The following is a 12,894-nucleotide window of genomic DNA, read 5'->3' as shown; positions in this document are numbered from 1 at the left end:
AACCTTAAAGATTTTGATTTGAAAAACTTTTTATTTTATTTATTCCTTTCTCTTACAACCTTTAGTTTATCGCAACAATCCAAAATAGACAGTCTAACGGTTGAGTTTCGAAAAGCCAAAATAGACACCACAAAAGCAAAGATTTTAGCAGAAATAGGAATAGCGGCCTATTACACCAATTTTGACCTGGCCACAACCTATAATGATAGTCTTATAGAGTTCTCAAAGGGTAAAACTAAAAAATATGAAGCTTTAGGTTACCGAATGCAAGGCACACTTCAACTCATTAGCGGAGATTTTAATACATCTGAAACGTCTTATAAGAAAAGCTTAGCCATATTTAATGAGATTGATGACAAAGGCTATCAAGGCGCTTTGTTATCTAACCTTGCTACGCTCTATGCCAGACAAAATGAAATTGAAAGGGCAGATAGTCTTTACCTACAGGCAATAGAGATTTTAAAAGACGTAAAAAATGAAAAGCAAACAATTAATTGTTATATAAACTTAGGTATAAATGCGTTGAATGCGAACAAATTAGAATACGCTACAAATTATTTTTTGGAGACGTTGGAGTTAGCAGATGAGCAGAATAATAAAAATTATCAATTGTATTCGTATAACCAACTAGGAACTACGTTTCTGAAGCGAAACATGTATAGAGAAGCAGAGAAAAATTTGGTGGAAGCGGAGAAAATTGGAAAAGAAATCGAAGACTATTCTGGCTTAATGAACACTTACAATTTGTTCGGGGTTTTATATGACGAATATAAGAATCATCAAGACGCTTTAGACAATTTTATGTTGTCTAAGGCATATGCCGAACTTGTTGGTGATAAAGAACAACTGTCTAAAGCTTTAGTAAATGCTGGTCGACAATATAAATTTCTCAATCAATTGGATGAAGCAAAATCAAGTTTTAACAGAGCACTAGAACTATCAAAAACTTTAAACGATTCAAGTCGAATTACATTTATTAATCTAAATAAAGCCAATTTACTCTTAGAACAAAAACTTATAATAAAAGCAGAAGAAAGTATTTTAGAAGCGAATCGCTTCTTGCCAAAAATACCAGATGAAGATTATCACGTCACTTATAAGGAAATAGCTAAGAATTATTCCAATATAGGAATTAATGATAAAGCTTATAGATACTTAAAAATGTATGCAGAGACTTCAGATTCATTATACATTAAAAATGATTTAAAGAAAATAGCGGATATTTCCGCCAAGTACGAACTAGAGAAAAAGGAAAAAGAACTAGCGCAAAATGAAGCGCTCGTGCTAAAAAAGGAATTAGAATTAAAAACTAAACAGCGCTATCTATTAATCTTTGCCATCGCTGCGCTAGTAGCTTTTGCAATTCTTCTTTTGGTTTTATACAATAGAATAAAACGGAAATTTAACGCGCAAAAATTAAAAGATGCTTACCAACAAGGACTTAATAATTATCTCACTAACAAATATAACCTTAAAGAAAAAGAACTTTTGTTATGGTTACAAATTGTCGAAGGACTATCCGAAAAAGAATTAGCGGAGCACTTCTTTAAATCGATAGATACCATTAAAAACTGGCGTAAATCTTTGTACGGAAAATTAAAAAACGAAGAAGAGGTATTTAGGCAGAAAAATGCTATAGACCTCTACCATAAAGAAAATGAGAGCTATACAACCCATAAAGATTAGTTTACCCTTTGGGGTGAAACTTTGTTTGTAAGAAAATTAAGTCGTTTTTAATTTTGGTTTGGTTACAGATTTTAAGTAGTATTGTTTTAATATAAATCATTAATTTACAACCAAATGAAAAAATGTCTACTCGTTTTTGCTTTAAGTTCTTTCTGTTTTTTAGATGCATTTTGTCAAAGTTTAATTGCGGTACAAAACAATAATACACCTCAGTTTTTTTCTGAAGCAAACGAAGCATTTGATGCAGCTGTGGAAGGTGATACATTATATTTTCCTGCTGGTTCATTTTCAATTGAAAGAATCATAAATAAAAGATTGCACATCATTGGAGTTGGACATAACCCTGAAGGAACATCTGCGACGGGTGCAACTATCTTTGCTGATGGTGATGGGAATCGTGGGGTTATAGTTTATGGCAATGGCGGTGGAGGTACACTTACAGGTATAAGCTTTGTTAATGTCAATTGCAATAGTAATGATTGCGCAAGTGTAAGAATAGATTCGGACATAAACGGCTTAATAATTGATAGGGTATATATGCCTAATGATTTACTAACTTATACTGGTACAATATCAAATTTATTAGTGGTAAGGTCTATTTTAAGAAGATTTAGCGTTTTGGATATTAACGGTTTTCAGCCTTTTGGATTAATTAATAATAATATTATCCTGACCAAGTCAAACCGAGCTAAAAATATATCTATAGAATCTAATATTTTTTTTTATTCAAATACTTTTCAGGACGATGTCTTGGGCGCAAATGGTTGCAACATATCAAACAATATATTTCTTGATGACAATCCGCTTTCAGGAACTGTAAATAGCTCAATTAGAAATAATTTTGGAATTAATTTTAATGGATTAAGTGGTAGCAATATCTCTAGCGGTAATATAAATTCATCGACTTACACACCATCAGAAATATTTACTAATTATTTTTCATCTGCTAATTATAGTTATGAATTTGATTTAACTCTCCTAGACGGCACTTCGTTAATAGCAGCAGCAACAGACGGTGGTCAAATTGGTATCTACGGCGGCCGTTTCCCATGGAAAGATGGTTCTATACCATTTAATCCGCATATTATTTCAAAAAATATATCAGGCACTACTGATGAAAACGGAAACTTACAGATAGAAGTCGAAGTACAAGCGCAAGGCAACTAATTATGAGATATATTATTTTTCTAGGTATTGCCCTAATAGGTTTAGTAAGCTATGGGCAAATGGTAACTACTACAGTAGATACTTATTATAGCGGGATAAGAGATATTGAAGTCTATCAAGAGGATAATAAATTAACCTTATATGATAGCGAAAGGCAAATAAGCCAATTTTATACATTTGATGAAAATGCAGTGACCAGATTTCCTATTCGCTCAGTTAATAACAGTTTTGATAATGTATATTTCATTAGTGAAGTAAATATTACCTCAATAAACGAAAATCTTTATTCTAGTGGAATTTTAGGAGAATATGGTGATTATCCCGATGTTTATTTTCAAGTTGAAGATTCTGAAAATAATATTCTGACTTCTTTAGTTTACAATGAATTTGCATTTCCAAGATTTGTTCAATTATCCATACCTGTTCATTTTCCTTTAATAATTAGAGTTTATGATGAAGATAGTTTCACAAGTGATGACTTAATCGCAGAAATTACTATTAATCAACCAACAACTAATTATAATTACAACAGTAACGAAACAATTATTGATTTTACTTTTATAAATAAAAAGAATCCCGCTTTAGATGCTTTTTTTGGTGCTCAAGTAGCTTACGATTATTTCAACGAAAAATTTGATTGGGCTGGACCTGATGGGTTTGGACAGAAAGCATTCAACTCTCATCTATACTTAGGAAGCAATTCCATTCTATTAAATAATGCAAAAGCTGAATCAAGTTCACTTATAGCGTCAAATAATTTTTTACTCTACGGTTTTGGGGATCAATTACAAAAAGATGCTCAGTCTACTTTAGATTTTGTAGGTCACGAGTATTCTCATTTGGTGACAGATTTTAAGGGAGTCTTTAAGAATAATTTTGGAGAGACTGGCGCGCTCAAAGAGGCATTCGGAGATATATTCGCTGTATGTATTAATAATTATGCAAATCCTGACAACGATTTAAATTGGAGAATCGGTGATTTTAATTTGCCAGATACAAATGGAGGGGTAACTCCTCCTCTAAGGTTATTATCTAATCCAACAAGTTTAGAGCAAACCTATGAGTTTGTCATTACAGAAGATGAATCGTATTGCTTTGATTATCGTCAGCCAGACACATATGAATATTCCAATCTAAATTGTGAAGTTTTTAGCACTGGTGACTGTATTTCCTTATCAAATTCGACTAGTTGCTGGGTAGATACAAATTCTCAAAATGATAATGGCGGAATACACACTAACTGCTCAATAATTACATATTGGTTTTATTTGATTGGAAATCGCCAATTTACTAGTGAGGCTTTAAATGGAATTAATCAAAAAGGACGTAGCTACTCTGTCAAGTCTTTTGATTCATTTGCAAAAGCTGAGAGGTTGGTTTATGAAATAATATCAAGTCCTGATTTAAATAATGATTCTGTATTTGAGGATGTAAAAAATGTTTCTATAAGTTTGGCTTCTTTATGGATTGAGACTAATCAATACAATTTTAATCAAGATGACTTAGATTCAATAATTAATGCGTGGTATGCTGTCGGTTTATTAGAAAATCCGAATGAATTTTGTAGCACGGGAATAGTTCTTAATGATTTAGAAGGTTCTATTGAAGACGGCAGTCTAAATCAAAGCTATAATAACAATCAAAATTGTTCTTGGACAATTGCTCCAAGTGGAGCATCGTCAGTATCTATTAATTTTACATCCTTTAATTTAGGTAATGGTGATACAGTGAGGTTATATGATGGTTTAGACAATATGGCATCACCCTTAGGCGTTTTTTCAGGTACATCGATTCCAAATGTGATTGTATCCTCAACTGGTGCTGTTTTTGTAGAGTTTATTACTGATGCCTCTAATGTAGGTGAAGGTTGGAGTCTTGACTATTCAGGTTCTGTTCCAAATGAAAACTGTAATTCACTTACAGAGTTGTTTTTTGCATCTGCAACCTTTGATGATGGAAGTGGTAGTGAAAACTATTTAAACAACAGTAACTGTACTTGGCGTATTGCCCCAGAAGGCGCATCATTTATAAACTTAAATTTTCAATTTATAGATATAGAGGACAATCAAGACATTGTAACAATTTACGACGGTTTAGATGAAAATGCACCGCCAATTGGCACTTATACAGGTGATACAATACCATCAACAATTACAGCAAATTCGGGTACCGCATTTGTAAAGTTTACATCGAATAATGTTACAACCTCTGAGGGTTGGGCTATTAGTTATACTTCAGATGGTATTGCTCCTTGTATTGGTACTACAACGCTAACTGATTCGACTGGCATAGTATCTGACGGTAGTGGTACAGATAATTATGGGAATAATGCCAATTGTTCTTGGTTAATTCAGCCAGATAACGCAACATCGATACGTGTTGTTTTTGACGATATGAAACTTCAAGCTCCAACTTATGATGGAAACGGTACAATTTACAATGATTACTTAGAGATTTATGACGGTACTAACGATGATGGTGAACCAATGGGTTTTTATACCGGTAATCAATTGCTGCCTCTCATTTTGCAATCTAGTAATGGTTCTTTATTTGTGAAATTCGTTACTAACTCATCTATTACAGATTCTGGCTGGCAATTTACATACGAAGCTTCTTACGATGACTTTTGTGCAGGTACAACCATATTAGAAGCAACATCAGGAACTATTACTGACGGAAGCAGCACAGGAAATTATAATTCAAATTCGGACTGCCGATGGTTAATACAGCCAGAAAATGCAACGTCAATAGAGCTTGATATTACATTCTTAGATACAGAACTTGGCAAAGATGGTATAGTCGTTTATGACGGGCCAAACACTTCGTACCCTTTTACATCTTATTCGGGTTCAAATCTTCCTAGTAAAATTTATTCTACAGGCGGAGCTATGTTAATTCGTTTTTTATCTGATGATGTAAATGAATTTCAAGGTTTTGAGGCAAATTATGTTGCTAATATTGCCCCGGAAGGAAATCCAAATAGTATGGTAAAATACCAATATTGGTTCAATGATGATTATTCTAATGCGATAAATGAAAATAACTTCGGTGCTGTAAACTCTCTTAATATCAATGTGCAAGCGAGTACGCTAAATCTCAATGATGGTATAAATACACTTCATATTAGAACAAAAGATAAAATAGGGTTGTGGTCGTCAGTGCTTTCAGAATATATTTACGTACAGAAGCCAACAGGAGGTTTAAATAATGAGATTACGGAATACGAATATTGGTTTAATGATGATTATGGGTCGAGGATTTCTGGTGCTGGAAATAATTCAAACCCATTTGTTTTAGGAATTAATGAGGGTGTCGGTGATTTAGCTATAGGTTTAAATACATTTCATATAAGATTTAAAGATAAAAAAGGACTGTGGTCTTCAATTACTTCAGAATATGTTTATAACAACAAGCCATCTGGCTTAGGTACAAACGTAATTACAGGTTATCGCTATTGGTTTAATGACGATTATGACAATAGAGTTTCTCTCGAGGTTACTCAGAATGAAACGCTAACTTTAATTGAGGATATTGATGTTTCAAATCTTCAGCCAAGTTCTACAAATTTGATTCATTTTCAGTTTAAAGACCTTTATGGAAACTGGAGTTCAGTTGTTACAGAGGAGTTTTTCTTCCAAACGTTGTCAACTAATGGCATTGATTCATCATCTTTTGGAGTGTATCCTAACCCCACCAACGGGAAAATCTTTATTGTATCTCAATACCAAGAAGGAATATTAGAGTTGTACAATGCTTTAGGTAAAAAAATAATGAGTTTAGAAACCGTTCCTAGTGAACTAGACTTAACTAATCTTCAAGACGGTATCTATGTGTTGAAAATTAAGAACGGAAATAATAAACTAGAAAAGAAAATTATAAAATATTAATTTATTCAATACAACCATATATTATGAAAAAAATCTTATTCCTTTTTTTAATCGCCTTTCAGACAGCTGTATTTTCACAAATCAATAATTCCAATGTTTTAACCAATGACCAAGCCATGCTTATTGCCCAAAAAGACGGTTACCAAACACTTAATATTCCAATTTTTGCAAGATATAATGGCATTACTGAAGATCAAACTAATATTTTAGCCAAGCTTAAAAATGCGGTTGTTCTAGAATACACGGTTGTAAATCCTGTTAAAAAAGTCATTGATACTAAACTTACTTACATCGGTAACGACTTGGTTGCCGCACAGACCAGAACACAAGACAACTTTAAAAACTATATTGCTGTAGCTTTAGTTGAAGTAGATAAAGTCATTGAAGTGCGTCAGCACCAAACAAAAAATAACGCACAGACCGTTTATTTTCAATTTAGACTTTTAAATATTTCAAAAGCAGGTAAGGCCCTAGGGTTTAAAGCTGGACAAACCATTACCCATAACGTAGATTACGTAAATACTTCTAATGGTTGGGCAAAAGATATTGAAGATTTAAGCGACCAAAGCATTACCGACTATCGAAAATCTAAATATGGACCCACAGGACTAAGTAATTATAAAAGCAAATTACAAGATATCGAGTTTATTAAAGGAATTAGAACAAGAATCGTTGGTAAATGGAACCGTAATACGGATAAAGAAAAAAGAAGAGAACATTACGTGTTTAACGAAGATGGAACCTATGAAAACTATTTAGCCAAAAAAGACCAAACAAATAAAGGGAAGTTTAAATTTTCTACAAACTATGGCGATGAAATTGTTGTTGCACTTATTCCTAGAGAAGGAAAAAATAAATCTATACGTTTAAAACGAAGTAAATGGGGAATGTACATAAGCGGAAAACCTTATGAAAAAGAAGGTAGCACTAACGAAACAAGTAATACTGACACTGCTATTTCAAGAGACGAATTGGCAGTAAAAAAAAATAAAATTTTAGAGGCGAAAAAACGTCTCTATGGCAGAAAATTAAACGGCTTCTGGAAATCACCGAATGGAAAAGTAACCTTAGATTTTAAAGAAAGCAAAACCCTAACTTTTAAAGAAAAGAAAAATTCTTATGAAAATGCCACTTACGATTTAACTATTTTAGATGGAAAACTTTACATGATAATTTTCGATAAAGATTTAGTCGAAGTTTATAATGAAGAATTAAAAGTTGTAAGAGATGACCAAATGACTTTAAACGGAAAAACTTTTATAAAATTTTAGTACGACCTAAAAAAATAGGGAAACCTCAGCCTAAAAGCTGAGGTTTCCCTATTTATCAAACCGCTTCAACAACGCCGGCAGATAAAAAATATCCGTAATTAAAGCAATAGCAACAGTTGTAGCGCATAACAACCCAAAGTCTCGAACCGATGGCGTGGCACTGCTCGCTATGATTAAAAAGCCTCCAACAAGGGCAATTGTTGTGCTGAATAATGCGCCACCAGTATAATTAATAGCATTATCCATGCGCTCTTTTGCGCTACCTTTTACGGTTTTACTTCGTCTGTATTTATAGACCAAATGAATGGTATCGTCCATAGCAATACCCAACATAATTGGCGTAATCATTGCGGTGGTGACGTCTAATGGAATGTCTAAAACCCACATTAAAATTGCCAAAACCGTCAATGGTAATAAATTTGGAATCAACACTAAAATCGTAGTTCTTAAACGTTTTATAAATACCAATAAGCAAAAGAAAGCCACTATAAACGCTGCAAAAAACGATTTGAATTGTGTTTCTAAAATAAAATTGTTCAATTGCGCGAAAACCACAGCAAAACCATTAATTTTTAAGTTAAATTCCTTAGTATCAAAAGAAGATTCAAATGCCAATTTAATATCGTCTAAAACTTTATTCAACTGGGACGTTCGCCCTTCCATGAGCGTTAAGGTAAATCCAGCTGTTGTTAAGTCTTCAGAAAATAATTTAAAAAAACTATTATCCTTGGCATCAACTTCAGAAAGTGTTGCCTTTATTCTATCTTCTGACACATTGGACTGAAACAAGACTGGCGTTCGCTTTTCTAAAAACTGCTTAATCGTCACTACGGAAACAGGATTAGAAATCAATTCGTTTGCTTCAAGTTTTGTTTGAAAGTCTTCAAGCTGTTTTAAGGCGTCTTTATTCAGAATAACACTTCCGTCAGATGTCGAAATATTTATTTGCAAACGGTTACTTCCGCCAAGTTCTGTTTCAACTTTTCGTAAATCTTGTTTGGCCTTTCCTTCGGCCAAAAGGTCACGAGAATTGGTGTCTATTTTCACCTGAAAAATAGAGTAAAACCCAAATATTAAAACCGCTGTAAACCCTACAATAAGTCCGTTTTTATAATCGGACGTAACTCGGTTTAACCAGTCGATAAAAGCAGATTGATTTAAACGTTTCAAGCTTAAAAGTGGTTTTGCTTTTTCAAAATTGAGATTCATATAACTAAATCCAATAATGGTAATGATATACACCAAAATAAAACTGAACACTAAGCCAATACAGGTAAATACACCCATGTTTTTAAACGCTGGCAATGGCGATAAATACAATGCAAAGTAACCAACAAACGTCGTCAAAGTCGTGTAAAAACATGGCGTAAAACTCTTGCGAATGGCTACAGCCAAAAGTTCGACTTTTGTCATTGCATTATTTGCCAAGCCTTCCTTATGATAGATGTTTATAATATGTACCGCATCACTAACACTATACACCATAAGTATGGTTGGAATGAGCATGGATATCATATTCAGAGCAAATCCAAGCGATGTTATGAGTCCAAAAAGTAAGCTAATTGGTATGGCAACAGACAATAATGAAATGATTAAATAGCGCTTGCTCGGCAATAAAAACAGTAACATCAACGTAATCACCAAAACAGTCAAAACCCCAAATAGGAGACTCTCCTTATAAATACCTTTACTGTAAGCCTCGTTTAAAACTGGTGGACCTGTGAGGTAATAATTTTTGTAGCTTTCTTCAATAATTTGCCGCATTTCTGCAGCAATGGCTTGGCGCTCTTCCTCAACCGTAGATGTTGGCTTTAGTTGAATATAAAAGAACTGACTTTTATAATCTTTAGACACTAACTGCGATGTGATATTTGGCAGTTTGCTGAATAGATTTTTTAAACCTCTATCGCTTCGTTGGTCATTATATAAATCATCAAAATTAATTTTCTGATTGGCGTAAATAGGGTATTTCGCCTTTGCTAAACTGAAAGACGTTTGCACGTATGGTAATGCATCAATACGTTTGTGAAGCGCTTTTAAATCCGAAACCTCTTTTTTCCCAATAGCGTTTTCAACAGGAAACATGGCAATAAAAATCTCATCAGACCCAAATTCTTCCTGAAATTTAATGTACGCTTGGTAGCTTGGGTCATCTTCTAAAAACCAAATGCCAAGCGAGTTGTCAACGCTTAATTTATTTAGCGTATTATAGCCAGAAAATCCCAAAGCAACTGCCAAAAAAGCAATGATTGCAATTCTGAATTTTATAATTTTTGATATGAGGTTTTCTAATTTTTTCATAGTTATTTCTAGAAAGTAAAAGCGCCAAATCTGCCATGATGTGTTAGGCTCACATTCATTCTTTTAGAATCGAACTTTACAGTCGGAATACCGAATTCTGATTTTTGGAATTCTATAGTGTTGGTCGAAATATTGTCGCTCTTACCAATCCTTTCACTTAGTTTATCTCTTAAAACTTGACGCTGACTTTTCAAATTTTCATCTTTAAAAACTAAGACTTCAGATGTTATTTTATGCGGAATTAATCGCGCTTCAGATAGAATGTAATCTGTTGTTTTTTTGGTTGAAAGATAACATGAGAACTCTTTGTAATTCACTTTCCAAATTGAAGCATGTGCGACACATTCAAACTGCTTTGGTGCGTAAAACCGACTTGGATTTTGCTGAACATATAGTTTATAAGCCGCCTCTTTCATGGACCAAAATTGCCAAACAGTAATAGTTTTGTCTTCTGAATTTTTAATAAATTCTTGTTCCTTCTCAGTAAAGAGTTTGTCCAAAAAACGTGGGCGTTGCCAATTAGAGTCTTTCTGGGCTTGTGCGATATCTACAATATCATTGCCAACCATTAGGCGTTGATCTTAGCATTTACAATAGCCATTGCCGATTTTACATCGAGCATTTTTTCCATGTCCTCATTTTCTAATCGGATGTCAAATTCGTCTTCAATATCTAAAATGATATCGACCAAATTGGCCGAATTAATCTTTAAATCTTTTATAAAATCCGTGTCTTCGTCAAGGTTTTTAAAAGCCGCTTCATCTTGAATGTAAGGTGCAATAATGCCTTTGAGTTTGGCAATTAATTCGTCGTTGGTCATAGTCTTGTTTTATCTAGTAAAGATACGAAAAACTGATATGAGATTTTGCATTTTAGACTTCAAACTTCTTGAAGATTACACAAGCATTGACGTCTCCAAATCCAAAACTGGCTTTGGCAATCACATCAAAATTTAAGTCTAATTTTTCAGTCGGAATTTGCTCGCGATTTAAAATATCTTCGATTTCTGGATGCAAATCTTCACAATTGATATTTGGTGCTACAAATTGGTTATTAAGCTGAATGACACTCACCACACATTCAATAGCTCCAGCCGCAGCCAAACAATGGCCAATCATAGATTTTGTGGAGTTTATATACGGAAATTTACTTCCACTTCTATTTAAAGCTTTCGACCAATTTTCAATTTCTAAGCCGTCTTTTGATGTTGCTGTAAGATGCCCGTTGATGACTTCAATATCATTTGAAGAAATTCCAGAATTCTCAATCGCCTTTCTAATACAACGTTGCACGGCTTCAGCATTTGGCGCAGTTAATGTTCCGCCTTGACGTTGTCCGCCTGAGTTGACTTCGCCTCCAAGAACCTCAGCATAAATTTTGGCACCGCGCTCTAAAGCGCTGTCAAGAGATTCTAAAACTAAAGCTCCTGCGCCACTTCCTGGAACAAAACCTGAAGCTGTTGCACTCATTGATCGCGATGCTTTTTCAGGTGAATCGTTATGCTTATAAGTCATAACGCGCATAGCATCAAATCCGCCCCAAACATAAGGTCCGTGGTCACTACAACTGCCAACCAACATGCGTTTTGCTTTTCCGTTTTGGATGCGCTCAAAACCCATTAATACAGCTTCGGTTCCTGTGGTACATGCCGAGGAATTTGTAGTGACTTGGTTACCAAAACCCAACATTCCGCTTAAATACGCACTAACGCCACTTGCCATGGTTTGTAAAACAACAGTGCTTCCGAGACGACGAACATTACCTTCGTCAACACCATAAATCGCTTCTCGGAATTTCTCAACACCCGAAGTTCCTGTGCCGAAAATTAGTCCCGTATCATAGTCCAATTCGCTCTCTGGATTATTGTCAAAACCTGCATCTTTCCATGCGTCGATGCCTGCAATACATCCGTATAAAATACCCGAGCTATTAAAGCCTCGCAACTGTAAATCGGTAAAATATTTCGATTTTAATTCATCTGAAACTGTTGGAATACCGCCTATTTGACATGAAAATTTTAAATCTGCTAATTCTTGATGAAACGAAATCCCTGATTTGCCTTGTTTTAGAGCTTCGATAAAGTCCGAAAGGCCGACACCATTTGGTGCAACGACTCCTAATCCTGTTATAACGACTCTGTTTTTCATGCTTTCAACATTCCTGAAATTAAACCTCTTGCAATTAACTCACCTTTTTCATTTAGCATCTTGACTGTGCATTTCAACTTATTAAACCGAAAAACTTCTTTTTCTGAAATCACCGTCACTTTTTCATTTGGTAAAACAGGCAAATAGAAATCTATTTGGTGAGATGTTAAAGCTATTTGCGGTTGGTTTTCAGAATTTAATTTATCCCTCAATAAATAAATACCCAAACATACCAAACCAATTTGTGCCATGCATTCTGTTAGAATAACACCTGGTGTAATAGGGTTGTTTTTAAAATGGCCTTCGTAGAAAAATTCATCCGTTTTAAAGGTGTAATGTCCTGTTATTCCATCTTCTGAAATTTCATCGATACCATCTACAAACAAAAATGGGTTTTGATAGGGTAAAAGTGATATAATTTCTGATGTTTTCATA

Annotated in this window: 9 protein-coding genes; 4 read left to right on the top strand and 5 right to left on the bottom strand. The window is 34.1% G+C overall.

What is annotated here, in order from left to right; all coding sequences use genetic code 11:
- Positions 1–18: 18 nt before the first annotated feature.
- The 4 genes from ACFQ1Q_RS05305 to ACFQ1Q_RS05290 all read left to right on the top strand — a co-directional run bounded on the left by ACFQ1Q_RS05305 (position 19) and on the right by ACFQ1Q_RS05290 (position 8,011).
- Positions 19–1,686: a tetratricopeptide repeat protein gene (locus ACFQ1Q_RS05305; RefSeq protein ID WP_386128719.1), complete on the top strand. Its 1,668-nt coding sequence runs from the start codon at positions 19–21 to the stop codon at positions 1,684–1,686.
- Positions 1,687–1,800: 114 nt separating this feature from the next.
- A complete protein-coding gene (locus tag ACFQ1Q_RS05300) occupies positions 1,801–2,853 on the top strand; it encodes a hypothetical protein (protein WP_386128717.1) in 1,053 nt (350 codons plus the stop codon).
- A gap of 2 nt (positions 2,854–2,855) precedes the next feature.
- The gene (locus tag ACFQ1Q_RS05295) at positions 2,856–6,740 is read left to right on the top strand and encodes a CUB domain-containing protein (protein WP_386128715.1); all 3,885 of its coding nucleotides are present in this window, start codon (positions 2,856–2,858) and stop codon (positions 6,738–6,740) included.
- A gap of 23 nt (positions 6,741–6,763) precedes the next feature.
- Complete coding sequence (locus ACFQ1Q_RS05290; RefSeq protein ID WP_386128713.1) at positions 6,764–8,011, top strand: hypothetical protein; 1,248 nt, start codon at positions 6,764–6,766, stop codon at positions 8,009–8,011.
- 48 nt (positions 8,012–8,059) lie between these two features.
- Here ACFQ1Q_RS05290 and ACFQ1Q_RS05285 read toward each other — a convergent pair whose 3' ends face one another.
- Genes ACFQ1Q_RS05285 through ACFQ1Q_RS05265 form a run of 5 tightly spaced genes read right to left on the bottom strand, consistent with a single transcriptional unit; the run spans position 8,060 to position 12,893 of the window.
- A complete protein-coding gene (locus ACFQ1Q_RS05285) occupies positions 8,060–10,312 on the bottom strand; it encodes an efflux RND transporter permease subunit (protein WP_386128711.1) in 2,253 nt (750 codons plus the stop codon).
- 8 nt (positions 10,313–10,320) lie between these two features.
- Positions 10,321–10,881: a 4'-phosphopantetheinyl transferase superfamily protein gene (locus tag ACFQ1Q_RS05280; RefSeq protein WP_386128709.1), complete on the bottom strand. Its 561-nt coding sequence runs from the start codon at positions 10,879–10,881 to the stop codon at positions 10,321–10,323.
- Positions 10,881–11,132 (bottom strand): acyl carrier protein, encoded by a 252-nt coding sequence (locus ACFQ1Q_RS05275; RefSeq protein ID WP_386128707.1) that lies wholly within the window; start codon positions 11,130–11,132, stop codon positions 10,881–10,883. Before ACFQ1Q_RS05275 ends, ACFQ1Q_RS05280 begins: the two co-directional genes overlap by 1 nt.
- Positions 11,133–11,184: 52 nt before the next feature.
- The gene (locus ACFQ1Q_RS05270) at positions 11,185–12,459 is read right to left on the bottom strand and encodes a beta-ketoacyl-[acyl-carrier-protein] synthase family protein (RefSeq protein WP_386128705.1); all 1,275 of its coding nucleotides are present in this window, start codon (positions 12,457–12,459) and stop codon (positions 11,185–11,187) included.
- On the bottom strand, positions 12,456–12,893 hold the full coding sequence (locus ACFQ1Q_RS05265; RefSeq protein ID WP_386128703.1) for a 3-hydroxyacyl-ACP dehydratase FabZ family protein: 438 nt from the start codon (positions 12,891–12,893) through the stop codon (positions 12,456–12,458). Before ACFQ1Q_RS05265 ends, ACFQ1Q_RS05270 begins: the two co-directional genes overlap by 4 nt.
- Position 12,894: the final 1 nt, after the last annotated feature.

Source organism: Winogradskyella litorisediminis (assembly GCF_042675765.1).
GTDB lineage: Bacteria > Bacteroidota > Bacteroidia > Flavobacteriales > Flavobacteriaceae > Winogradskyella > Winogradskyella litorisediminis.
This window is presented reverse-complemented; position numbering and strand designations above follow the sequence as displayed.

Bases quoted from the DNA above. Each gene is read 5' to 3' on its own strand.
- ACFQ1Q_RS05300 (WP_386128717.1), top strand. From the start codon at position 1,801: ATGAAAAAATGTCTACTCGTTTTTGCTTTAAGTTCTTTCTGTTTTTTA.
- ACFQ1Q_RS05295 (WP_386128715.1), top strand. From the start codon at position 2,856: ATGAGATATATTATTTTTCTAGGTATTGCCCTAATAGGTTTAGTAAGC.
- ACFQ1Q_RS05290 (WP_386128713.1), top strand. From the start codon at position 6,764: ATGAAAAAAATCTTATTCCTTTTTTTAATCGCCTTTCAGACAGCTGTA.
- ACFQ1Q_RS05285 (WP_386128711.1), bottom strand. From the start codon at position 10,312: ATGAAAAAATTAGAAAACCTCATATCAAAAATTATAAAATTCAGAATT.
- ACFQ1Q_RS05280 (WP_386128709.1), bottom strand. From the start codon at position 10,881: ATGGTTGGCAATGATATTGTAGATATCGCACAAGCCCAGAAAGACTCT.
- ACFQ1Q_RS05275 (WP_386128707.1), bottom strand. From the start codon at position 11,132: ATGACCAACGACGAATTAATTGCCAAACTCAAAGGCATTATTGCACCT.
- ACFQ1Q_RS05270 (WP_386128705.1), bottom strand. From the start codon at position 12,459: ATGAAAAACAGAGTCGTTATAACAGGATTAGGAGTCGTTGCACCAAAT.
- ACFQ1Q_RS05265 (WP_386128703.1), bottom strand. From the start codon at position 12,893: ATGAAAACATCAGAAATTATATCACTTTTACCCTATCAAAACCCATTT.